Source organism: Pantoea sp. UBA5035 (assembly GCF_002415245.1).
Lineage (GTDB): Bacteria > Pseudomonadota > Gammaproteobacteria > Enterobacterales > Enterobacteriaceae > Pantoea > Pantoea septica.
Window position 1 is genome coordinate 74951 of the sequence record NZ_DICD01000015.1, and the last position, 22481, is coordinate 97431.

At 58.4% G+C, this 22481-nt stretch carries 27 protein-coding genes; 15 read left to right on the top strand and 12 right to left on the bottom strand.

Annotated features, from left to right (window positions below; genetic code table 11):
* Positions 1-69 precede the first annotated feature (69 nt).
* A complete protein-coding gene (locus tag B3229_RS11810; protein ID WP_033747826.1) occupies positions 70-1524 on the top strand; it encodes a sugar porter family MFS transporter in 1455 nt (484 codons plus the stop codon).
* Between the two features lie 97 nt (positions 1525-1621).
* Entirely contained in the window at positions 1622-1879 is a 258-nt protein-coding gene (locus tag B3229_RS11815; protein WP_033748045.1) for a hypothetical protein, read from the top strand.
* Between the two features lie 27 nt (positions 1880-1906).
* Here the strand turns inward: B3229_RS11815 and B3229_RS11820 are convergent, their stop codons facing one another.
* Both B3229_RS11820 and B3229_RS11825 read right to left on the bottom strand, forming a co-directional pair.
* Entirely contained in the window at positions 1907-2194 is a 288-nt protein-coding gene (locus tag B3229_RS11820; protein ID WP_286870942.1) for a hypothetical protein, read from the bottom strand.
* Between the two features lie 53 nt (positions 2195-2247).
* Positions 2248-3012 (bottom strand): SDR family NAD(P)-dependent oxidoreductase, encoded by a 765-nt coding sequence (locus B3229_RS11825; protein WP_277269422.1) that lies wholly within the window; start codon positions 3010-3012, stop codon positions 2248-2250.
* 151 nt (positions 3013-3163) lie between these two features.
* Here B3229_RS11825 and B3229_RS11830 point away from each other — a divergent pair, with 151 nt between their 5' ends.
* Entirely contained in the window at positions 3164-4366 is a 1203-nt protein-coding gene (locus B3229_RS11830; RefSeq protein WP_286870945.1) for an FAD-dependent oxidoreductase, read from the top strand.
* 63 nt (positions 4367-4429) lie between these two features.
* Positions 4430-5710 carry an MFS transporter gene (locus tag B3229_RS11835; RefSeq protein ID WP_286870947.1) on the top strand — a complete coding sequence of 427 codons (1281 nt, stop codon included), beginning with the start codon at positions 4430-4432 and terminating at the stop codon, positions 5708-5710.
* 3 nt (positions 5711-5713) lie between these two features.
* On the opposite strand, the gene B3229_RS11840 is transcribed toward B3229_RS11835, so the two are convergent.
* Together B3229_RS11840 and B3229_RS11845 are read right to left on the bottom strand one after the other, a co-directional pair.
* Positions 5714-6064, bottom strand: a complete 351-nt coding sequence (locus B3229_RS11840; protein WP_048785205.1) for a DUF3147 family protein — start codon at positions 6062-6064, stop codon at positions 5714-5716.
* A gap of 35 nt (positions 6065-6099) precedes the next feature.
* On the bottom strand, positions 6100-6375 hold the full coding sequence (locus tag B3229_RS11845) for a metal/formaldehyde-sensitive transcriptional repressor (protein WP_286870949.1): 276 nt from the start codon (positions 6373-6375) through the stop codon (positions 6100-6102).
* Positions 6376-6517: 142 nt separating this feature from the next.
* Here B3229_RS11845 and B3229_RS11850 point away from each other — a divergent pair, with 142 nt between their 5' ends.
* Positions 6518-6700 carry a DUF1289 domain-containing protein gene (locus B3229_RS11850; protein WP_286870951.1) on the top strand — a complete coding sequence of 61 codons (183 nt, stop codon included), beginning with the start codon at positions 6518-6520 and terminating at the stop codon, positions 6698-6700.
* Between the two features lie 82 nt (positions 6701-6782).
* On the opposite strand, the gene B3229_RS11855 is transcribed toward B3229_RS11850, so the two are convergent.
* The 4 genes from B3229_RS11855 to B3229_RS11870 form a co-directional block, all read right to left on the bottom strand.
* Positions 6783-7031: a DUF883 family protein gene (locus tag B3229_RS11855; protein WP_048785201.1), complete on the bottom strand. Its 249-nt coding sequence runs from the start codon at positions 7029-7031 to the stop codon at positions 6783-6785.
* Between the two features lie 338 nt (positions 7032-7369).
* Complete coding sequence (locus B3229_RS11860) at positions 7370-8059, bottom strand: DUF421 domain-containing protein (RefSeq protein ID WP_286870954.1); 690 nt, start codon at positions 8057-8059, stop codon at positions 7370-7372.
* A gap of 185 nt (positions 8060-8244) precedes the next feature.
* Positions 8245-9258 (bottom strand): zinc-dependent alcohol dehydrogenase family protein, encoded by a 1014-nt coding sequence (locus tag B3229_RS11865; protein WP_286870956.1) that lies wholly within the window; start codon positions 9256-9258, stop codon positions 8245-8247.
* A 219-nt stretch (positions 9259-9477) separates the two neighbouring features.
* Complete coding sequence (locus B3229_RS11870; protein ID WP_048785195.1) at positions 9478-10686, bottom strand: aldose 1-epimerase family protein; 1209 nt, start codon at positions 10684-10686, stop codon at positions 9478-9480.
* Positions 10687-11087: 401 nt separating this feature from the next.
* Here B3229_RS11870 and B3229_RS11875 point away from each other — a divergent pair, with 401 nt between their 5' ends.
* The 3 genes from B3229_RS11875 to B3229_RS11885 all read left to right on the top strand — a co-directional run bounded on the left by B3229_RS11875 (position 11088) and on the right by B3229_RS11885 (position 12412).
* Positions 11088-11354, top strand: coding sequence for a hypothetical protein (locus B3229_RS11875; protein ID WP_286870957.1), 267 nt, complete (start codon positions 11088-11090; stop codon positions 11352-11354).
* Positions 11355-11748: 394 nt separating this feature from the next.
* A complete protein-coding gene (lptE, locus tag B3229_RS11880) occupies positions 11749-12228 on the top strand; it encodes an LPS assembly lipoprotein LptE (protein ID WP_161801260.1) in 480 nt (159 codons plus the stop codon).
* Between the two features lie 28 nt (positions 12229-12256).
* The gene (locus tag B3229_RS11885; RefSeq protein ID WP_286870959.1) at positions 12257-12412 is read left to right on the top strand and encodes a hypothetical protein; all 156 of its coding nucleotides are present in this window, start codon (positions 12257-12259) and stop codon (positions 12410-12412) included.
* A 13-nt stretch (positions 12413-12425) separates the two neighbouring features.
* On the opposite strand, the gene B3229_RS11890 is transcribed toward B3229_RS11885, so the two are convergent.
* The 3 genes from B3229_RS11890 to B3229_RS11900 form a co-directional block, all read right to left on the bottom strand.
* On the bottom strand, positions 12426-13340 hold the full coding sequence (locus B3229_RS11890) for a LysR family transcriptional regulator (RefSeq protein ID WP_048785189.1): 915 nt from the start codon (positions 13338-13340) through the stop codon (positions 12426-12428).
* A 95-nt stretch (positions 13341-13435) separates the two neighbouring features.
* On the bottom strand, positions 13436-13711 hold the full coding sequence (locus tag B3229_RS11895) for a hypothetical protein (protein WP_048785187.1): 276 nt from the start codon (positions 13709-13711) through the stop codon (positions 13436-13438).
* Between the two features lie 256 nt (positions 13712-13967).
* Entirely contained in the window at positions 13968-14720 is a 753-nt protein-coding gene (locus B3229_RS11900) for a FadR/GntR family transcriptional regulator (RefSeq protein WP_048785186.1), read from the bottom strand.
* Between the two features lie 194 nt (positions 14721-14914).
* Between B3229_RS11900 and B3229_RS11905 the strand changes: the two genes are divergently transcribed.
* The 7 genes from B3229_RS11905 to B3229_RS11935 are packed head-to-tail and all read left to right on the top strand — an operon-like array spanning position 14915 to position 21020.
* Positions 14915-15655 carry an SDR family oxidoreductase gene (locus B3229_RS11905; protein WP_286870963.1) on the top strand — a complete coding sequence of 247 codons (741 nt, stop codon included), beginning with the start codon at positions 14915-14917 and terminating at the stop codon, positions 15653-15655.
* A 13-nt stretch (positions 15656-15668) separates the two neighbouring features.
* Positions 15669-16517: a fumarylacetoacetate hydrolase family protein gene (locus tag B3229_RS11910; RefSeq protein ID WP_048785182.1), complete on the top strand. Its 849-nt coding sequence runs from the start codon at positions 15669-15671 to the stop codon at positions 16515-16517.
* Entirely contained in the window at positions 16514-17800 is a 1287-nt protein-coding gene (locus B3229_RS11915) for an L-fuconate dehydratase (protein WP_048785180.1), read from the top strand. Before B3229_RS11910 ends, B3229_RS11915 begins: the two co-directional genes overlap by 4 nt.
* A 1-nt stretch (position 17801) precedes the next feature.
* Positions 17802-18656, top strand: coding sequence for an amidohydrolase family protein (locus tag B3229_RS11920; RefSeq protein ID WP_286870966.1), 855 nt, complete (start codon positions 17802-17804; stop codon positions 18654-18656).
* The gene (locus B3229_RS11925) at positions 18634-19410 is read left to right on the top strand and encodes an SDR family oxidoreductase (protein ID WP_286870968.1); all 777 of its coding nucleotides are present in this window, start codon (positions 18634-18636) and stop codon (positions 19408-19410) included. Before B3229_RS11920 ends, B3229_RS11925 begins: the two co-directional genes overlap by 23 nt.
* Positions 19407-19757 (top strand): L-rhamnose mutarotase, encoded by a 351-nt coding sequence (locus tag B3229_RS11930; protein ID WP_286870970.1) that lies wholly within the window; start codon positions 19407-19409, stop codon positions 19755-19757. Before B3229_RS11925 ends, B3229_RS11930 begins: the two co-directional genes overlap by 4 nt.
* 36 nt (positions 19758-19793) lie before the next feature.
* A complete protein-coding gene (locus B3229_RS11935; RefSeq protein ID WP_286870972.1) occupies positions 19794-21020 on the top strand; it encodes a sugar MFS transporter in 1227 nt (408 codons plus the stop codon).
* A 112-nt stretch (positions 21021-21132) separates the two neighbouring features.
* Here the strand turns inward: B3229_RS11935 and B3229_RS11940 are convergent, their stop codons facing one another.
* Positions 21133-22386 carry an MFS transporter gene (locus B3229_RS11940; RefSeq protein ID WP_286870974.1) on the bottom strand — a complete coding sequence of 418 codons (1254 nt, stop codon included), beginning with the start codon at positions 22384-22386 and terminating at the stop codon, positions 21133-21135.
* Positions 22387-22481 lie beyond the last annotated feature (95 nt).

Genomic DNA, 22481 nt, shown 5'->3' on the forward strand with positions numbered 1-22481 from the left:
ACTTGTGACTCTTGCCTGGGTTGGTGAAATTATATGCAAATTCAGGACGTTAAAACTCATGGAGTGAATGTGGAGCAGAATAAACCTGAATCAAACGACAGCAGCGCGCCGTCGGCCGATACCGTTCGCCAGCGGCTCTTTTTCGTGGTGCTGGTGGCAACCATGGGCGCGCTCGCCTTTGGCTACGACACCGGCATTATTTCCGGCGCGCTGCCCTATATGACGCTGCCGCCCGCGCAGGGCGGTCTCGACCTCACCCCATTCACCGAAGGGCTGGTGACCTCCTCCTTGATCTTCGGCGCCGCGGTCGGCGCGTTTCTCAGCGGCTATGTCTCGGATCGCTTCGGCCGCCGCATCACGCTGCGCAGCCTGGCGCTGGTCTTCGTCGCCGGCGCTATCGGCACCGCCGTTGCGCCTAACGTCGAGGTAATGGTGGCGATGCGACTGCTGCTTGGCATCGCGGTCGGCGGCGGCTCCTCTACCGTACCGGTGTTTATCGCCGAGATCGCCGGACCGCGCCATCGCGCGCCGCTGGTGAGCCGCAACGAGCTGATGATCGTCTCTGGCCAGCTGCTCGCCTACGTGGTCAGCGCGCTGATGAGCTACCTGCTGCACGATCCGAAAATGTGGCGCTATATGCTGGCGCTGGCGATGATCCCCGGCGCGCTGCTGTTTATCGGCACCTTCTTCGTTCCCGCCTCACCGCACTGGCTGGTGGCGGAAGGGCGCATCAAAGAGGCGATGCGCGTGATGAAGAAGCTGCGCGAAACGCCGCGCGAGGTGCGCAAAGAGATGGCGGAGATGCGCAAACAGGCGCGCGCAGCGGAGCGCGGCCCGTCGGCCGGCGAGCTGCTGCGCGAGAAATGGGTGGTGCGTCTGCTGCTGCTCGGCGCCGGTATGGGCATCGTCATTCAGTTCACCGGCGTTAACGCCTTTATGTACTACACGCCGATTATTCTGAAAACCACCGGCATGGGCACCAGCGCCTCCATTGCCGCCACCATCGGCAACGGCGTGGTGTCGGTGCTGGCGGTGATGGCTGGGATCCGCGCGGTAGGGCGCTTTGGCCGCCGTCCGATGTTGATGACCGGGCTGTGCGTGGTGATCGCGGCGCAGCTGGCGCTGGGCTCGGTGCTGGTCTTTATGCCGCAGAACATGACGCAGAGCCTGCTGGCGCTCGCCTGCATCATGCTGTTCCTGTTCTTTATGCAAATGTGCATCTCGCCGGTTTACTGGCTGCTGATGTCGGAGCTGTTCCCGATGAAGGTGCGCGGCGTGCTGACCGGCACCGCCGTCTCTTTCCAGTGGATCTGCAACGCGGCGGTCGCTTTCGCCTTTCCGCCGCTGCTGGCGCTGGCGGGCAACAGCACCTTCTTTATTTTCGCGGCGATTAACGTAGCGTCGCTGGCATTTGTCGCTCTGATGCTGCCGGAGACGCGCGGTAAATCGCTGGAGCAGATTGAAACCCTGATGCGCGAGCGTTTCGGCGAAACGGATAAAGCCGCCGCCAGCGACGCGGCATAAGCGCAGGCTGCGGATTATCTCGCTGATAATCCGCAGCTATCACACCAAATACTATTACCGTCTGGCGGCCAACGCGCCGTCCGGGAATAATCTCACCATGGCTACTTATCGAATCAAAGTGGGATTTCATAATCCCTCCGCGCTGACCTTCCGGGAGCTGGATGTGATTCTGGCTGAAGCGTCATTCCGCGCCGCGCAGTCACAGCGTGCCGGCGTTCGTTATTTCACGGAGTATGAATATGAGTCGGAGGGCGATCTCTGTTCGGTGTGTGCGCTGGCCTATAGCCACGCCTGCAAAGTGAGGAAATGTCCGCTGGTGCTGGTGGAGATGCAAAAGGCCGAGGCGGGCGTCTGATCGATCGAGACGCCGCGCCTCGGGCGGTTACAGCAGTTCGTCGGCCTGAATCGGCTGCGCATGCCAGCGCTCGACCGCCTGCTTGACCTCATCTTCGCTGGGGTTCTCTTCCGTCGCGACGTTGTAGCGTTTGCCGTCCACCGCGATGACCGTGACCGGCAGCACATAGCGCTGCAGCACCTCGCGGTTCGGCGAGGTGCTGCTCTCGGTCTCTTCAGGCGCTTTGATCTCAACCTCGACTTCTACCTGGCCCGCTGCAAAGCTTTTGACTTCGCCGTGGTAGCCGGCGCCGAAAATCAGATAATCCTGGTTCATAGTCTCTCCTGAGGGTGAGCGGCATCGCACAGCGCGATGCCGTCGGTGGCGCGTTATGCCTGTTTCGGCTGCCCGTTCGAGGCGGTAATGCCGCCGTCGACCGGCAGATTGACGCCGGTGATATAGCGCGCGTCGTCGCTGGCGATAAACAGCACCGCGCTGGCGATATCGTCCGGCTCGCCGGCGCGACGCAGCGCGATGCGGTCATAGAAGCGTTCCATCAATGCCTCGTCGTTTTTCATCTCTTCCGTCAGGTCGGTGAAAGTCAGGCCAGGGCAGATGGCGTTGACGCGCACGCCGTCGGCGCCGTAGTCCATCGCCAGCGAACGGGTAAAGTTGGTCACCGCGCCTTTCGCCGCGTTGTAGACGCTCATGCCCCAGTCGCCGCCAAGCCCGGAAACCGAGGAGATATTGACCACGTTGCCCCGGGTTTTCAGCAGGTCGGGCATAAAGTGGTGAATACAGTAGTAAACGCCGTCTAGATCGACCTTCATCAGCTTGTGCCAGTCATCTGGCTGCACTTCGTGAATGCGGCCCTGCACCACGCTGCCCGCGTTATTGATGAGGACATCGACGCGCCCATACTTCTCCGCCACGCGATCGCGCAGCGCTTTAACCTGATCGACCTCCGCGACGTCGCACGGCGCCACCAGATGATCGCCTGACGCCAGCATCGCCAGCGTCTTCTGCAGCTTCTCTTCGGTTCGGCCGACCAGCACCACGGCGGCGCCTTCACGGGAAAACTGTTTCGCCGTAGCCTGACCAATACCCGATCCCGCCCCGGTGACAACGACCACTTTTCCTGTAAATCTCGACATGTTTTCTCCTTACGGTGGGATGACAGACATTACCTTTAAGCCTGGCAGCCAGATGAGATCGTTCAAGCCAGACGGCAATATCCCTGCAATAAGTCTGTACTTTATGGCTGACAGCTGGCCTACACTGTCAGGCACTAACCGAGGAGCAACCATGCCATCACAGACGCTTTCCGCTGACTGCTGCATCGTCGGCGGCGGCCCGGCGGGCCTGATGACCGGCTACCTGCTGGCGCGCGCGGGCCTGCAGGTGGTCGTTATTGAAAAACACGCCGATTTTCTGCGCGATTTTCGCGGCGACACCATTCATCCCTCCACGCTGGAGGTGATGCACCATCTGGGCCTGCTGGATAAGCTGCTGGCGTTGCCGCACCAGCGCGCCGAAAAGCTGCAGGCGGAAATGGGCGGGGAAGAGGTGACGATGGCCGATTTCTCGCGCCTGCCGGTGCGCTGCCGCTTTATCGCCTTTATGCCGCAGTGGGATTTCCTTAACTTTCTCGCCGACCAGTGCGCCGCCTTTCGCGGCTTCAGGCTGTTGACCTCGACCACGCTCAGCGAGCTGATCGTCGAGCAGGACCGGGTGTGCGGCGTCACCGCGCTGCGCGACGGCCAGCCGCTGACTATCCGCGCGCAGCTGGTGATCGGCGCCGATGGGCGGCATTCGGCGGTCAGAGCGCAAGCGGGGCTGACCAGCCGCGCCTTCGGCACGCCGCGCGACGTGATCTGGTTTCGGCTCGACAAGCAGCCTGACGATCCCGCGATGGGCACCGGCCACAGCGGCCCGCGCAATAACTTTATCGTTATCGATCGCGGCGACTACTGGCAGTGCGGCTTCACTATCGAGAAAGGGGAGTTCGAGGCGCTGCAGCAGGATGGACTGGCGGCGCTGAAGCAGCGCATCGCCGCGGTGTCGCCATTCGACGCCGGACGGCTGGAGACCATCGCCGACTGGTCGCAGATCCGGCTGCTGTCGATTCGTATCGACCGGCTGGATAAGTGGATGAGGCCCGGGCTGCTCTGCATCGGCGATGCGGCGCACGCCATGTCGCCCATCGGCGGGGTCGGCGTCAACCTGGCGATACAGGATGCGGTGGCCGCCGCCAACCTGCTGACCCGGCCGCTCCAGCGCGGCAGAGTCACGCTGCGCGCTCTGGCCCGGGTGCAGAAACGGCGCCAGTTTCCCACCGTTGCCACCCAGTTTTTGCAGATCAAAATGAGCCGTAAACGGCCGGGCGGAGGCGGGAAAAACCCGATGCCGGGCATGCTGCGCAAATGGCCCTTCCTGCGCTTTGTCTTCGGGCGGCTGCTCGGCATGGGGTTTCGCATGGAAAAACCGCGTCGCTTTGCGGCGCGCTGAGGCCGAACGCGCGTCGCAATCCTATACTTGACCCATTAAAAGGCCCGTCACCAGGATACGCCTGTGGAAAATCCTCAACTGCTGGCGCAGCGTCAGCGACGCGCGTTGCTTGCCGGTTCGGTCGGCAACTTTATCGAATGGTATGAGTTCGCCGTTTACGGCTTTCTCGCGACGCTGATCGCGCAGAATTTCTTTCAGCTGCACGGCGCCTCGGCGCTCAGCAGCCTGATCCTGACCTACGCCTCCTTCGCCATCGCCTTTTTCTTTCGTCCGCTGGGCGCCGTTATCTTTGGCCGCATCGGCGATCGGATAGGCCGCAAGCCGACGCTGATTGCGGTGCTGCTGCTGATGACGCTGGCGACCACGCTGATTGGCCTGGCGCCGACCAGCGCCGCGCTGGGCATCGCCGCGCCGCTGATCCTCACTGGATTGCGTATCCTGCAGGGGCTGTTCGCGGGCGGCGAGTATGGCGGCGCGGTGGCGCTGATGACCGAGTTCGCGCCGCCGGACAAGCGCGGGCTCTACGGCGCGTGGCAATCTTTTACCGTGGCGCTGGGACTGCTGGCGGGCGCGGGAATAGTGGCGCTGCTTTCGGGGTTGCTCAGCCCCGACGCAATGCTGGCCTGGGGCTGGCGCGTGCCTTTCCTGCTGGCGCTGCCGCTCGGGCTGATTGCGCTGTGGCTGCGGCTGAGCATGGAGGAGACGCCGAGCTTTATTCGCCAGCATCAGCAGACCCGTCCGCAGGCGAGCGCCGCGCAAACGCTGAAAATTATTCTGCTGGCGATTGCGCGGGTAATGCTCTGGTCGGCGGCGGGCTATACCTGGCTGGTAATTATGCCCAGCTATCTGCAGGCGGCGCTGCACACCGGCTTCAATCAGGCGCTGCTGAGCGCGGTGATTTCTAATTTGGGCTTTGCGGCCGCTATTTTGCCGGCCGGCTGGCTCAGCGATAAAATCGGCCGCCGCCGCGTGATGGTCACGGCCAGCGTCTTGCTGCTGCTGCTCGCGTTTCCGCTGCTCAACCTGTTGCAGGCGGATACCACCTCGACGGCGCTGCGCGCGCTGGTGGTGTTTGTCGCCGGCGGCATCGTCGGGATGCTGGCGGGGCCAGGTCCGGCGATGCTGGCGGAGATGTTTCCCACCCATGTGCGCTACACCGGGCTGGGCCTCGCCTATTCGCTGTCGAACGCCATCTTTTCTGGCTGCGCTGGCCTGATTATCACTGGCCTGATGAAGCAGACCGGCAATCTTGATATCCCGGCCTGGTATGTGATGGCCACCGCGCTGGTCACTATACCGGCGCTGATGACGCTGAAAAACAGCGATGCTCAGCAGCGGCTGTAATCGTTACATCAGCTCAATGCCGAACCGTTTTAACAGCAGCGCCCACAGGGCAAAGAGCGCGAGGGTGATAAGGCAGGAGATCCCAAGCGTGGGCCAGAAGCCAGTGCGCTGGTAGAGGAACGGAAACAGAATAAACATCGGCAGCGTCGGCACCACATACCAGAAGGTGTACCAGGCGTGAGCGGCGATCTTCTCCTGCGCCTGACCTTCCAGCTTCATCCAGATCAGCACCAGCACGGTGACCAGCGGCAGGGCGGCCAGCAGCCCGCCGAGGCGATCGCTGCGCTTCGCCGTTTCGGATATCAGCACCACCATAAAAGCGGTAATCGCATATTTTGAGATAAGCCAGAGCATCGGTTTTTCCGTTAATGGGTGAGCCGCAGGCGCGGCTATTTCAGGTAGGAGCGAATAACCGCGACGATCTCTTCCAGATCGTCACTCCGCTCCTGTGGGGTCGCCTCTTCATTCATCAGGTGTTCGCGGATATGGCCTTCCAGCAGCTCGCTCATCAGGCCGTTAATCGCCCCGCGTACCGCCGCCACCTGCTGCAGCACTTTCAGACACTCTTCGCCCGACGCCAGCGCCGTTTCCAGCGAGGCGGCCTGACCTTTGATACGGCGCACGCGGGTCAGCAGGCTCTTTTGATTTTTCAGGGTATGCGCCATTCAGGATCTCCCGTTGATCGCTATCTATACTGGGGTATAGTATATCAGGCTAAATTCTACGGCTCCCGGCAGCCGTTTGCAACCTGCCGCCACGGGCCAGGGCGTCGCCCCGTCTTAGCATCAATAGCTTCTGGAGATCTTTATGGCAGTAAAATCACCCTGCATCGATTTATGCGTCTTTGACGGGAAAACAGGCTGGTGCGAAGGATGCGGACGCACGCGTAAAGAGGCGCAAGAGTGGCGCAAGCTGACTCCTTACCGGCAGAAAGCGATAGCGCGGGCGCTGGAAGGGCGAATGACCATCCTGCGGCAGGCGCAGAAATAGCCTAAAAAGGTGAGAGATAAGACGAGGGAAGGGACAGGCGTCCCTTCCCAGCCTCCTCGCCGATGCGAGGAGGCGCGCTGGATTATTTACGACCCAGCAGGAAGCCGATGAAGACGCCAACGCCAGCAGCGACCGCCAGACCGGCAAGCGGGTTGGCCTGAACCTGGTCTTTAATGGTGTCTGCCGCGTCGCGCGCAGCGTAGGTCGCCTGATTGGAATAACGACGCGCTGCACCGCGAACGCGATGACGCGGTGAATCGGTCGCTTCGCCCCATTGCTGCTCAGCGGCACCAGCAACTTCTTTAACGGTATCTTCGATTTTTCCTGACATAGTTCGTCTCCTTTGAGTTGGTATTCACTAAAAGCGTAGCAAAGCCCGGCAGTTATGCTGGATGCTTACGCTTTTTTCATCCTATGACTGAGGCTGACCGACGGGGCCGCTGCCGCCCGGCGCGCCAGGGGGTTGTTGCCCGCTGGGCGCATGTGGCGGCGCTGGCGCGTCGTGCGGACGTGGCGCGCAGGCTGTCACGGCGCACGCGCCGAGCCCGAGTAAAAAAATCATTACCAGCTGTTTCACAGGCTTCTCCTGGCTAAAAAAGGGATGCTGAAAGCGTAGCGGGGGAATAGCCGGAGGGCAAACGAGGCGACCGACTGCAACCGGCCCGCTGTTTATGTTCGATGTGAATGCAGCGCCAGCGACCATATATCCCGACCACATTCCGGACAGTTGCCTTTGTCGCCGGTACGCATCTCTTGGGTCAGACCGCAGCGCTTACAGGCATATAAACCGTCCTGAGGGATTAAGGTAAAGCAGGGACGATGCGCAGCTGGCAGAACGGAAAGGCCGGGAACGACATCGTCATCTTTATAGAAATAGAGGCTGAGCTGACCATCGACTTCAACCAGCCCCAGGCGGATCTGACCAAGATGTTCTGCGCCCGCATGCCGCAGCTCCATTAAAAACTCATCTTCAGAAATATTGAGTTTATCGAGATTACCGGATACATATTTCCCTTCCGAAATAAGGGTAACGACTTGTCCTTCAATTAAGGTCGACAGCGTAGTCGAGCGCGACATAGCCCAGGTTGTCAGACGGTAAAGGGCAAGAAGAACGATAAAAACCATGATAACGGGCAGCACCGGCACATCGTCATAAAATGTCACGTCGCCGGAGGCTGAACCCAGCGTCAATATAATCACCACCTCGAAAAGCGACAGCTGCTGAACGCCTCGTCTGCCAGAGATTTTAAGAAAAATAAAAACAACGCTGTAGGCAATAAAAACGCGAATGATGACTTCAAAAAGAAAGGTATAAGGCAGGTCGTTAATAAGAAACTTATGAAAATCGAAGTCGGTCATCTCATGTCCTGTTCACTATTTCTGATTTTCTCGGCACGGATAAGCGGCCTACTGACGTGGCCCATGGCAAAGCGAGTTAAGGCGCGGGATTAGGCGGATATCTCGCCAGCACGACCCGGCAAAAGGCGCGTGCTGGCGCCGTTACAGGAAGGCGATAAGGGCGAGCGCCCTTATCGCCGACGCCATCACCACTCGACGCAAATTTTACCCAGATGGGCGCCGCTCTGCTGGTAACGAAAGGCGTCGCCGAGCTCGGCGTATTTGAAGGTGCGGTCAATCACCGGCTTCTTGCCCATGATCTCCAGCGCCTTCACAAAATCGACCTGGTCCTGGCGGCTGGCCACAATCAGGCCCTTAAGCTGGACCTGCTTCGCCAGCAGGGAGAGCACGGAGATGTCCGCTTTATCGCCGGAGAGAATGCCGATCTGCGCAATATGGCCGCCGACTTTGACCGCTTTCAGGGATTCATTCAGGGTGGCCGGGCCGCCTACTTCCACTACGTGGTCGACGCCGAATCCCTGCGTCAGCTCGAGCGCTTTGTCGCCCCATTGCGGCGTGGTTTTGTAGTTGATGGTTTCATCGGCGCCCATCGCTCGTACCGCGGCGAGCTTTTCATCGGAGGAGGAGGTGGCAATCACCCTGGCGCCCATCGCTTTAGCGATTTGCAGCGCCGCGACAGAGACGCCGCCGGTTCCCTGCACCAGCACCGTTTCACCCGCTTTAAGCTGACCATCTGTGACCAGCGCGCGCCAGGCCGTCAGGGCTGACGTGGTGATGGTTGCAGACTCGGTATGGCTCCAGCCTTGCGGCGCATGGGTGAAGGCGCTTTCCGGGCGAACAACATATTCGCTCGCCATGCCATCGATACCGTCGCCGGGCGTGTGGGCAAAGTTGCCTGCCGCGGGCCCCGGCTTGCCTGCCGGCCAGAGGGGGAAAAAGGTCGAGACGACGCGATCGCCAGCTCTGAACGCTTCAACGCCCTCTCCCACTTCTTCCACAATGCCTGCGCCGTCTGACAGCAAGATGCGACCATCCTGGGTAGGGAACTCTCCGCTGGCCACAATCAAGTCGTGAAAGTTTAGCGAGCTGGCTTTAATCGCCACCCGAATTTCGCCTTTGCCAGGCCTGCCGGGGTCGGCAATATCAGTCAGGGTAATGTTTTCCAGACCGCCGGGCGCCTTGAGCGTAACTGCTTTCATCGTGAATCTCCTGTAAAAGCGTAGGTTTATCTGATAACCGGTTAATTAACCTAATAATAGGAGGACTTTATTGAGCAGGGGACTTTTTGTTACTCCGGCGAGGGGCAGAGAACGCGCAAAAACGCTATCAGGCTAAACAGCATCGCGGATGACCATGACCTTGATGGTCAGCAGGTTGAGAAAGGGCAAACCGCAGCAGTGGCGATCTGCCCGCCGGCATTACTCTACGGCGATGGGTTTCTCATCCACCGTGGGCTGTTCATCGCCCTGAATCTGCCTGATGCGCTGTTCGGTTGCGTTAACCGCGCTGGCGCTGCTCAGCAGGGTATAGGTCAGCTCAAAGGTGGTGCTTTGTCCGGGCGCTAACTGCTTCACGCGACCCTGTTCTTTTTCAATCGTAACCGGATAGGCGTAGTTGGTGCCTGGCTCAATGCCGGTAACGTAGCCCTGTTTCAGCGTATCCGTGTTCTTCCACATCGTCAGCAGGGGCAGCTGGTGGGTGTCGAACTCAATCGAGGCGCCTTTGTCGCCTTTGCTGTTAATCACCGCCGCCAGCGTTTTGCCGCTGCTGTCCGCTTTTGGCACCAGGTTAAACACCATCTCATCAAAGTCTTTGGTCGGCGCGTCGTAGATGTTCCATGCTTTCAGGCCGGATTTCGCATAATCGTTAAAAGGCGAAACCGACTTCAGCGGGGCGATAAAGCGCGCATCTTTTTCCAGAATCGGCGTACCGAAGTTGCTGTGATAAATAATTTGATAGTCATGCGGATAGTCGCCGCGGTTGGTCAGCACGTCATGCAAGGTAAAGGATTTAGCGCCGGGCACGTAACGTAGCTCGGTCCAGGTTTCCAGATTTGCTTTTTTAAAAGTGTTTTCTTTCAGCAGACCACGCACGCGGATTTCATGCGGCGCCTTTTCGTCGATGGTGACCTCAACGCGGGACGCTGGCGTATTGCCTGCTTTGCCGTGCAGGGTATAAATCCTGCCGTCTTTGACCACCGGATGCCCGGTCCACTCGTAGCCGCAGCGCACCATCATTTCATTGAATCCTTCCAGCCAGCCTAATCCATTGCGGCTGTCAAGATTGATATAGGCCGGATTGACCACCTCGTTGACTGGCGAATCCCATCCCAGCCGGACGCCATCGCCATTCACATGCAGCAAATCCATACCGCGCGTCGGGCTCAGGGCGATAGTCAGGCCGTTTTGGCTGGTGATAGTCAGTACCTTCGAGCCTTCCTGCTTGCCGCCGTGCAGGACTTTCTGCTGTAAGCTGAAGGCGTCGCCAGAAAGCTTCAGCTGTTTACTGCTAATCTGCCAGTTTCCCTTATCGGTACCGGCTTCAGCATCTGTCAGCACCCACGTCTGCGCTGCTGCCTGACCACTGAATGCCGCCATAACCATGCCTGCTAAAAGTGCCTTTTTCATTTTTATGCATCCCGTTGCTGAATTGATTTAGCTCAAGTCGGGCAAGAGTATAAATTGCCGCCGCGCGAAAACGTGATGAGGTTCACCTGACGCAATTTTCCATTAGCCTGATGAGATAAATCAGATCTGCATCACAGGTTTTAGCTCAATAAACAGGCGATAAAGCAGAGCGGAAGCAAGAGAGAGCTGAAAAAGAGGCGTTTAGTTAAATCGTTTCAGCTATATGAAGGCGAGTCAGCAGCGAGACAGGTTGCGTGGCAGCAGCGACGACAGGGCGGTCAGGCGTGTGCGGTTGGGATCTGGCTGGTTAATCGAGGGTAAGCTTGCAGTCAGACAGCAAGAAGAATTTAATAGCAGCGTCGTCAGACTGCCACCGCGCAGCTTTTCACAAGGAGATATTGATGAAAGTACAGGTTAAAAACCAAAACGGGATGGTGCAGGACTTAGAAGCAGCTTCTCTGGTGATTACGCTGGGCAATGGCGAAACCCTTGAAATCGGCGAAGAAAGTAGCGGTCGTCCAGACCATCTGTCTGAGGGCGTCACCATATGGGGAGGACGAATACCGGAGCAGGGCGCCTCCCTTGATGCACTGAAGGAGTCAACGCGCGGGCTTGGTATCTATCCGCTGGCCGCAAACATGATCCATCTTTTTCCGCTCAGCAAATAACGCCTGTCCCTTTCTGCCGGACAAGCAGATAGCTTTCCCGGCAGATCAACTTAACAACCGCCTCTCTGTGTTAGCCTCTGGTCATCTGCTATTCCCCGCCTTTAGCCACGCTTTCAGCTGCTTAAAATAATGAGTCCTGCTGCTGTAAGGCGGGCTGCTGTCAGGAATATGTATTAAATGTGAAAATTAATTGTAGGTGGCTGGTTAATATATGGCTGTTGCGTTCTATTTTATCTATGGCAAAGCATGATTATTTTATATTGGTCAGTAAAGCATACGCTGAATTACTATCTGCTGCATAAAATCGATACCGGAATATGCGGGGCGGTTTGCGTAGCTTTTCCGCAATATGAATCATGTGAGTCAGCTAAAGATGAAGTGCATAAAATATGTAATGATCGTTATTTCTATTATGATCACTGCCGGATGCGGGTGGCACCTTAAAGGGCAGACACAAAAACCGGTGAATTTAAGAACCTTAATAATGATTTCTGACGATCCACACGGGCCACTGAGTCGCGCCGTGCGTAAAGAGCTACGGCTGAATGGAATAGAGGTTGTTGATAATATGTCGACTGCTCGTATGGATCTTATCACGCTCCATCTGGAAAATGATGTGAAGGGAGAGGATACCGCTTCGGTCATCGGCGATCGCACAGCGGAAAAACAACTCTTTATATCACTCAGCGCGACGGTGATGGTTCCAGGAAAAGACAGGATATCCCTTACCGAAAAAATTTACCGTTCCCGATTTATAAACGCACAGGGAGCGCTGCTGGACGCGAGCGCACAGGAGGTCATCACGCGCGAAATGTATGCGCAGGTCGCGGCTAAACTCGTGCGTCGTCTCATACTGATTAGTAATAAGATTTGAACCCTTTTAAGATAGTCCGGGAAATATAATGGGCAAGCAGGCTTATTTTTTGTATGTCTCCATTATCGAGCTGCTCGTCTGGTTTGGTATTTTCGGCTGGGACGCGACGCCGTTAATGAATATATCGATGCTGACTGTTGTTTTTATTCCGCTGATGATAGCCTTTTTATTTATGAAGGCGTAGTCGGTTACAGCGTCTAGCCCTTAATATCCAGACGAGAACAGAGCTGACCAATAAAGTCGATGAGCTGCCGATGACTGGGGCTGAGCGCATGCTGGTCAAGGGTGACCACCCCCGTATCCATGTAAGTAATGGAATTATCTATAGTACGACGCATAACCCGTAGCCCATCAAGCGACCAGGGACGGTAGACTAAATCCGATAAAATCGTGACGCCTTTGCCCTGCGCAACAAAGCTGCGCACCGCCTCAAAAGAGTTGGTGCGGAAAAAAACGTCCGGCCCTGTCCCATGTCCTTTCCAGTATTCGCTTATCACGCCAGGATATTCGTCGGTGCTCAAAAGTATAAAGGGCACCTTTTCCACATCCTCTAATAGCAGCGCTGTTTTACTTAATAAAGGATGCCCACTACATGCCCATAACCGACGCGGAGAGCGCATGAATGTTTCTATTTTCAGATCGCTATCGTGCGTTATGTTTGAGGTGAGCAAAAGCGCAAAGTCAATTTGCCTGTTGCGTAACTGCGCGATAAGCGCGGGAGAGGGGGCTTCAACAAACTGGAGGTCGACTAAAGGAAATCGCTGCTCGACATCATGTAATATCTGCGGCAACAGATAAGCTGACAGGGTTTCAGAAATGCCAATCCGGCAAATGCCAAACGCGGTTTCAGGCTTATTTTGCAAATCATCAAAAGCCGCCTGGCTGTCACTGATAATTTTACGGGCATAAGCCAGTAACCGTTCGCCCGCCGCCGTCACTCGTACCCCTTTAGCATGCCTGACGAAGAGCTGCGTATTGAGGGCAGACTCGAGATTACGCATCGCTATTGTCATCGAGGATTGTGAGATATGACAGTGGCTTGCAGCCCTGGAGATCTGATGCGTTTCCGCCAGGGCAATAAATAGTTCAAGCTGTCGTAAGGTAAATTTCATGAAATTTATCTGCGCCTGACAATGAAGCGGTTATTTTATCACAGAAAAACAGGCGCGAGGTAAATGACACCTGAACTGAATAACTGATAAGGGTCTCAGGCGAGGTAAAGCATGACCACCACGATAACGCTATAGCCAAAAGAGAGCATTAAAAGCTTGCGTAAGGTTTTCAGCGACGCACGTTTCTCTTTTAATCTCTGGTTAATATTTTTTTGCGCGGGGGGAACATTAAGCGGCAGTTCGCACCAGCTGCACGCTTCTGCCTGATCAAATAATCGTCTGGCTTCTCTGCAGTTAAAGATATAGCACAAGATTAAAAAAATATTAATGGAAATAATTAACATTAACGCCATCGTATTAACAGGCATCATTTTTATCTCCGGTCAGCGGGTAAAGGAAAAACTGATGTTAATCAGCGACGAATTATCTACTGTTTAGTAGAGGGTGTATTATAGTGAATCATAGTGCTCAGGAAATAAAATTGATGTCAGGCAGGCGCAAATTTATTTTTTGCTGAGCCTGCTTTATCTTTGAACTTCCGTGAACTTTCCGGGGTATTTCCTCAGGCCGATGGTTGCGTTGCATACTACGAATACACAGCGCACCATCGGCCCGTTGCGCCAGCCCTTACTCCTGAACCCGCTCAAACGTCGCAATCACCCGGTCGATATGTTTTTTCATCGCGCTTCGCGCCGCCTTGCCGTCGCGTTTCTCAAGCGCGGCGAGAATGGCCCTGTGCTCGGACTCTGAGACAGAAGGCATGTCGCCTGGCGTATAGTGCGCCTGCAGCATGCGGAACATGCTGCCGTAGCGGTGGCCGAGCAGATGGCCAATGATAAAGCCATAGGCCGGGTTGCCGCTCGCCTGGGCGATGCGGATGTGGAACAGCCGGTCGCCGGGATGGGTGCGCGACTGGGCGCGGTTATCCTCGCAGTTTTGCTCATAGGCCGCGCGGATCAGCGCCAGCTCCTCGTCGCTGGCGTGCACCGCGGCCAGCGCGGCCGCCTCCGGCTCAATCAGGCGCCGCGCCTGCAGCAGAGAGAACGGCGGCAGCTCGGTGGAGAAGTCCAGCCTGATGCCCAGCTCATCGTCCGGCTCGCGCCACTGATCGCGTCCGGCCTGCATCATCACCGGCTCCTGAGTGCGGGAGCGCGCCTTCACAATCACGCCGTTGCCGACTTTCACATCCACCAGCCCAATCACTTCCAGCGCAATCAGCGCTTCGCGCACCGAGGCGCGACTCACCTGCAGTTGCTCCGCCAACTCACGCTCCGCTGGCAGACGACTGCCGGGCGGAAACTCGTTGTTGTCGATGAGCTTGATCAGCTGGTCAGCTATTTGTCTGTAAAGCCTGGGGTTTTCCATCTTTTTTATCGGCATCGCACTGCTACCCGTCTAAATAAATTAAGTGACCCGATGCACAAATAATCGTCAGGACACTTGTCAATGTTACGCAAATGTCAATAAAACGTAATGCGTCAGCGAAAAAGTAGCCAGCGTTATTTGCTATTCCGGAAGGGCAAAACATCGCTTTATTGGCCTGACCATTAGATCTTTGGACCAGAGGAAATGCAATGAATTTACACGGAAAACGCGTATTAATCACCGCCGCTGGTCAGGGCATCGGGCTGGCCAGCGCGCGCTACTTTGCCCAACAGGGCGCAGAGGTGATCGCCAGCGATATCAACCTGGCCGCGCTGCAGGATCTACCCGGTATTCGCGCTTATCAGCTGGACGTGACCGATCCTCAGGCGATTCGCGCGGCGGCGCAGGAGCTCGGCACGCTTGATGCGCTGTTTAACTGCGCCGGGGTCGTCCACAGCGGCAGCCTGCTGGCGTGCAGCGAAAAGGAGTGGCAGTTCGCGCTCGATCTCAACGTCACCGCGATGTTTCACATGATCCAGGCATTTCTGCCCGCAATGCTGCAACAGCGCAGGGGCTCGATTATCAACATGTCGTCGGTGGCCTCCAGCATCAAAGGCGTCGCCAATCGCTTTGCCTATAGCGCCACCAAAGCGGCGGTCATCGGCCTGACGCGCTCGGTGGCGGCGGACTACATCGGCGACGGCATCCGCTGCAACGCCATCTGCCCCGGCACGGTCGATTCGCCGTCGCTGCGTCAGCGCATCGCCGCCCAGGCGCAGGCGGAAGGGCGCACGGAAGGGGAAGTCTATGACGCTTTTGTCGCGCGTCAGCCCATTGGCCGCATCGGCACGCCTGAAGAGATCGCTTATCTTGCGGCCTACCTGGCGTCCGATGCCAGCGCCTACACCACCGGCACCGCCCAGATTATCGATGGCGGCTGGAGCAACTAACAGGAGTGGAACAATGAAATTATTACGTGTAGGCGAACCGGGCAATGAGCGTCCGGCGCTGCTGGATGAGCAGGGCGAACTGCGCGATCTGTCGCACTATATCGATGACCTCGCGGGCGATGCGCTGCTGCCTTCCTCACTGGAGAAGCTGCGCCAGCTGCCGCTCAGCGAGCTGCCTAAAATCAGCGGCCAGCCGCGCACGGGCGCCTGCGTCGGCCGGATTGGCAAGTTTATCTGTATCGGCCTGAACTATGCCGATCACGCCGCGGAGACCGGCGCCGCCATCCCGCAGGAGCCGGTGGTCTTCGGCAAATGGACCAGCGCGGTGGTCGGCCCTAATGACGCGGTGCGCATTCCGCGCGGCTCGGTGAAAACCGACTGGGAAGTTGAGCTGGGCGTGGTGATCGGCAAAGGCGGCAGCTACATCGACGAAGCGGATGCGCTGTCGCACGTGGCGGGCTACTGCGTGGTCAACGACGTCTCTGAGCGCGAATATCAGATCGAGCGCGGCGGCACCTGGGATAAAGGCAAAGGCTGCGACACCTTTGGTCCCATCGGACCCTGGCTGGTGACCGCCGATGAGATCGCCGATCCGCAGCAGCTCGATCTCTGGCTGGAGGTCGACGGCAAACGCTATCAGAACGGCAACACCCGCACCATGATCTTCACGGTGGCGCACATCATCAGCTATCTCAGCCGCTTTATGAGCCTGCAGCCGGGCGACGTGATCTCTACCGGCACGCCGCCGGGCGTCGGCATGGGACAGAAACCGCCGGTTTACCTGCGTCCGGGTCAGGCGATCCGCTTAGGCATCGCCGGGCTGGGCGAGCAGCGCCAGATCACCGAGGGCAGCGAAGCATGACCAGACTGACCTCACTGCGCGTCGAAGATATCCGTTTTCCCACGTCCGATCATCTCGACGGTTCGGACGCGATGAACCCGGACCCCGACTACTCTGCCGCCTACGTCATTATCGAAACAGATAACGCGGCGATCAGCGGGCACGGCCTGACCTTTACCATCGGGCGCGGCAATGAGATTTGCTGTGCGGCGATCCGCGCGCTGGAGCACCTGATCGTCGGCCGCCAGCTGGAGACGATCACCGCCGATATGGGGCAGTTCTGGCGCGATATCACCAGCGACAGCCAGCTGCGCTGGATCGGGCCGGATAAAGGCGCCATTCATCTGGCGACCGGCGCGGTGGTCAACGCGGTATGGGATCTGTGGGCGAAGTCGGAAGAGAAGCCGCTGTGGCGGCTGGTCGCCGATATGTCGCCGCAGGAGCTGGTGCGCTGCATCGATTTCCGCTACCTCACCGACTGTATCACGCCGGACGAGGCGCTTGCCTTGCTGGCGGCGCAGCAGCCGGGCAAGGCGGCGCGCATCCGCCAGCTCGAGCAGCACGGCTATCCCTGCTACACCACCTCGGCGGGCTGGCTCGGCTACGACGACGACAAGCTGCGTCGCCTTTGCCAGCAGGCGGTCGACGCCGGCTTCTCCCATATCAAGCTGAAGGTCGGGCGCGATCTCGAGGATGATATTCGCCGCGTGCGCATCGCGCGCGAGGTGCTGGGGCCGCATCGCCAGCTGATGATCGACGCCAATCAGGTGTGGGAAGTCAACGACGCCATCGACTGGGTGCAACAGCTGGCGTTCGCCCAGCCCTGGTTTATCGAAGAGCCGACCAGCCCGGACGATATCGAAGGCCACCGCAAAATTCGTCAGGGCGTCGCGCCGGTCAAAGTCGCTACCGGCGAGATGTGCCAGAACCGCATCATCTTTAAGCAGTTGATGATGCGCGAGGCGATCGACGTGGTGCAGATCGACGCCTGTCGCCTTGGCGGCGTCAACGAGGTGCTGGCGGTAATGCTGATGGCGGCGAAATATCAGCTGCCGGTCTGCCCACACGCCGGCGGCGTGGGGCTATGCGAATACGTGCAGCATCTGTCGATGATCGACTTTGTCTGCATTGCCGGCAGCCATGAAGGCCGCGTTATCGAATATGTCGATCATCTGCATGAACATTTTTTGCATCCGTGCGAGATCCGCGGCGCCGCCTATATGCCGCCGACCGCGCCCGGCTTCTCGATCGAGATGATGCCCGCCTCGCGCGAGAAATACCGCTATCGCGCGCAGGGAGGCTGAGATGCGCATCGACGCTCATCACCATTTCTGGCGCTATGACGCGGCGCGCTATCCCTGGATCACGGCCGCCATGACGCGCCTGCAGCGCGATTATTTACCGCAAGACCTCGCGCCGCTGCTGGCGCAGCGGCAGCTGCAGGGATCGATTGCGGTACAGGCGCGGCAGTGCGTGGCGGAGACGCAGCAGCTGCTGCAGTGGGCGCAGACGCTGCCGGCTACGCAGGTGGTGGGCTGGATCGACGTTGCCGCGGCGGATCTCACGGCGCAGCTGGACGCGCTGCGCCATCCGCGGCTGCGGGGATTCCGCCATCTGGTGCAGGACGAGTCCGATCCTGCCGCCTGGCTGCGGCAGGAACGCGTGGCGGCGGGTATGCGGCAGCTGCAAAAGCAGGCCTACGTGTGGGAAATACTGGTGACCTGGCGTCATCTGGCGGAGGCGACGCAGTTTGCCGCGCAGCACGATCGCCACTGGCTGGTGCTCGACCACCTCGGAAAGCCGGATATTGCGCGCGGCGCGCGGGCCTGGGGCGAGCAGGTGGCGGAGCTGGCGGCGATGCCGCACGTGGTATGCAAATTATCCGGGCTGGTGACCGAGGCGCCGCACGGCCAGTGGGAGCGCGCACAGCTGCGGCCTTTTATCGACGAGGCGCTGGCGCGTTTCGGTCCGCAGCGGCTGATGTTCGGCTCGGACTGGCCGGTCTGCCTGCTGGCCGCGGAGTATCAGGCGGTGGCGCAGCTGGCTGAAGAGGCGACTGCTGCGCTCTCCGCCAGCGAACAGGCGGCCATCTGGGGCGAGACGGCCGCGCACGTTTACGGCCTGACAGGAGAGAACAATGAATCTGTTTTTGCAGGATAAGGTGGTTATCGTCACCGGCGGCGGATCGGGCATCGGCGCCGCTATCTCCCGCCTGCTGGCGGAAGAGGGCGCGATCCCGGCGATCGTCACCAACGCGGAGCCGGATGAAATGTGGCTGGCCGCGCTACGCGAGCTGCAGCCGCAAACCGAGGTCGTAATAGCCGATCTCTGCGATGAGCAGCACTGCCAGCGCGCGGTTGAGAGAGTACAGCATCAGTTCGGGCGCATCGACGGACTGGTGAACAACGCGGGCGTCAACGACGGCGTCGGGCTGGAGGCGGGACGCAGCGCCTTCGTCGCCTCGCTGGAAAAGAACCTGCTGCACTACTACCAGATGACGCACTTCTGCCAGCGCGCGCTGGAAAAGAGCCGCGGCGCGATCGTCAATATCGCCTCGAAAACCGCGCTGAGCGGCCAGGGCGGCACCAGCGGCTACTGCGCGTCGAAAGGGGCGATTCTGGCGCTGACGCGGGAGTGGGCGGTGTCGCTGCGGCACAGCGGCGTGCGGGTAAACGCCGTGGTGCCTGCCGAGGTGATGACGCCGCTCTATGAACGCTGGATCGGCGGCTTCGCCGATCCGCAGGGCGAACTGGCGAAAATTACCCAGCGCATTCCGCTCGGCCAGCGCATGACCACGCCGGAGGAGATCGCCAGTACCACGGTATTTTTGCTGTCGTCGCGCGCGTCGCACACCACCGGCGAGTGGCTGAGCGTCGACGGCGGCTATCTGCATCTCGATCGGGCGCTGTTATGAGCGGCGCAACGGCGCGCTACTGTCTGGCGCTCGATCTGCTGGACGACGCGGAGAAGATCGCCGAGTACCAGCGGCTGCATCAGCGCATCTGGCCGGAAGTGGCCGCTCATCTGCGTCAGCACGGCATCGTCGATATGGAGATATACCGGCTTGGCGCCCGACTTTTTATGGTAATGGAGGTAAACGAACGCTTTAACGCGCAGGATTTTGCTCAGGCCTCTGAACAGGATCCGCACATTCAGCGCTGGGAAGCGCTGATGTGGCAGTTTCAACAGCCAACGCCCTGGACGCCCGCAGGGGAAAAATGGGCGGCGATGGCGCGAATATTCTCTTTGCAGGACCAATAACAACACTTACCGACTCTACGCTACGAGGATATAACCATGGCAATACAACGCGTCGAGACGCCGGAAAATATCGGCGTCGGGGGAACTATTAGCCTGCGCTGGGCGTTCATGCTGATTACCACCCTGTTTTTTATGTGGGGCGTCTCCTACGGCCTGCTGGATGTGCTCAATAAACATTTTCAGGAAACGTTAAGCGTCACCAAAGCGCAATCGGGATTATTGCAGGCGGCCTATTTCGGCGCCTATTTTATCGTGGCGCTGCCGGCCGGTTATTTTATGCAGCGTCACGGCTACAAGGCAGGGATCCTGGCGGGATTATCGCTCTACGCCCTTGGCGCGCTGCTGTTCGTGCCGGCGGCAATGGTCAATAACTTCTCGGTCTTTCTCTTCGCGCTGTTCGTGCTGGCCTCCGGGCTGGGCTGCCTTGAAACCGCCGCGAATCCCTATGCCACGGTGCTCGGCGACGCCAGCGGGGCGGAGCGGCGCCTTAATCTGGCGCAGTCCTTTAACGGCCTCGGACAGTTTGTCGGGCCGATGATCGGCGGCTCGCTGTTCTTTACCCACGCCAGCCAGCAGGCGGCGCAGGAGAGCGTCAAAATCACCTACGTGGTCATCGCATGTGTGGTCATCGCCATTGCGCTGCTGTTTAAACGCACCGCTTTGCCCGATATTCGCGAGGCCGCCAGCGCGCATGTGCAGCAGCCCGGCGCGACGTTATGGCAGCAAAAGCATTTCGTCGGCGGCGTGATTGCGCAGTTCTTTTATGTTGCGGCGCAGGTCGGAGTGGGCGCGTTCTTTATTAACTACGCCACCGAGCACTGGCACGGCGTTACCAACCAGAGCGCCTCTTATATGCTTTCGGTGGCGTTGATCTGCTTTATGCTGGGACGCTTCTTCTCCACCTGGCTGATGGGCAGGGTCAAACCGGCGGCGATGCTGGCGGCCTATGCGCTGATCAATATCGTGCTCTGCGCCGTGGTGATGCTGGGCGCAGGGGATGTCTCAGTCGTGGCGCTGATCGCTATCTTCTTTTTTATGTCGACGATGTTCCCGACCATCTTCGCCATGGGCGTCAAAAATCTCGGCCCGGCCACCAAACAGGCAAGCTCGTTTATGATTATGGCGATTGTCGGCGGGGCGATTATGCCCTACTTCATGGGGCTGATTTCCGACCATATCAGCACTGCCGTGGCTTATAGTCTGCCGCTGCTCTGCTTTGGCGTGGTGCTGGTTTATGCGCTGCGGCAGCGGAAGCAGGCGTGACGTCGAGGGACGATCGCGTGCTTAGCGAGGGTTTACCACACGGCGATCGGTCAGGATCGCCGTTGTTTTTCTGGCCGCCCGGGGTGGCCGCATCGCTATACTCTGCGCCTTACTATGCATCCTGCAGACGCTTCAGGATACGGATCCTGAAAACGTAGATAAGGGCGCACAGCATCAGGCTGAGCAAGGCGGTGCAGATAAAGACGCCGGCACCGGTCAGCGCCAGCATGACGCCGCCGATCAAGGGTCCGGCAGCGATCCCCAGCGTCGACAACATAGAGGCGCCCAGGTAGGCACCGCGATGCTTTGCCGGCGCCAGCTGATCGAGCAGGATGTTCAGGTTCGGCATCAGAATCGCTTCTCCCAGACTAAAGACGCCGGTGACCGTCAGCCACAGCCAGATTTCCGTCGAGCGCACGGAAAAAAACAGGAGCTGTGATAGAGCGAAAATGAGTCCGCCCAACAGAATGCGTTTCGGCAGGGTAATCTGCGCCATAAACCGCACAATAAATGTCTGAAACAGCAGCACGGTACAGGCATTCGTAACCAGTATCAGGGTGATCAACTTCACTGCCGCGTTGCCGTCAAGCAGCAGCAGGTACTGGGGCAGTATGGCTTCGTAATGGATAAACACCACGCTGCATAAAATGCTGCACAGCAGCGCCGCAATATAGGTTTTATCTCTGGCGATAATACCTACCATCTGATTCAGCTTTACCGGCGGCTCGCTGCCAGCCTGCTGCTCGCTCAGCAGTTTTCCCGCCGGGATAAACAGCAGCACGTAAGCGAAAAAAGGCAGGTAGCTCAGTCCGGTTATCAGGAAGGTTCCCTTTTGCGAGGTCAGGCCAAAGACGATCCCCACCAGCGGACCAAACACCGCCGCAACGTTAATCAGGTAGTAGCGCATTTGCAGAGCAAGCGCACGACGACGGCGATCGCCCAGCAAATCGCTCATCAGCGCGCGCAAAGGGGGATCGACCCACGCAAAGGAGACGCCAATAACCATCAGGCCGACGATAAACAGCCCCAGCCCGGTGGCCTGCGCCAGAGTGACATAGCCCAGCGCGGAAAAGGCGCAGCCCAGCAGCAGGATCACGCGTCGGCCCAGCCGGTCCGATAGTTGTCCGCCGTACATACCCAGCACCACCGAGAACAGCGCGCTGCTGGTCATCGCCATGCCAATGGCAATCGGCGACAGGTGATAATTTTGCGTCATGATCACGGCGATAAACGGCCACGCCATAAAATAGCTAAACCGTATAACCAGCGTAAAAAAGAGCAGCGCATGGACAGTCGGCGGGAAGGATTTTAACGTCTGAAACAGACCCGGTTCCGCGCTCGCGGCAGCGGCGTGTTTAGCTGGCATACTTTATCCCTGTAATAGTTTTTATTAACACGCTGGAACGTTGAAGAATATAACTAGCTAAATAGTAATAAGATTATTACTCGGCTGCGGCAAGA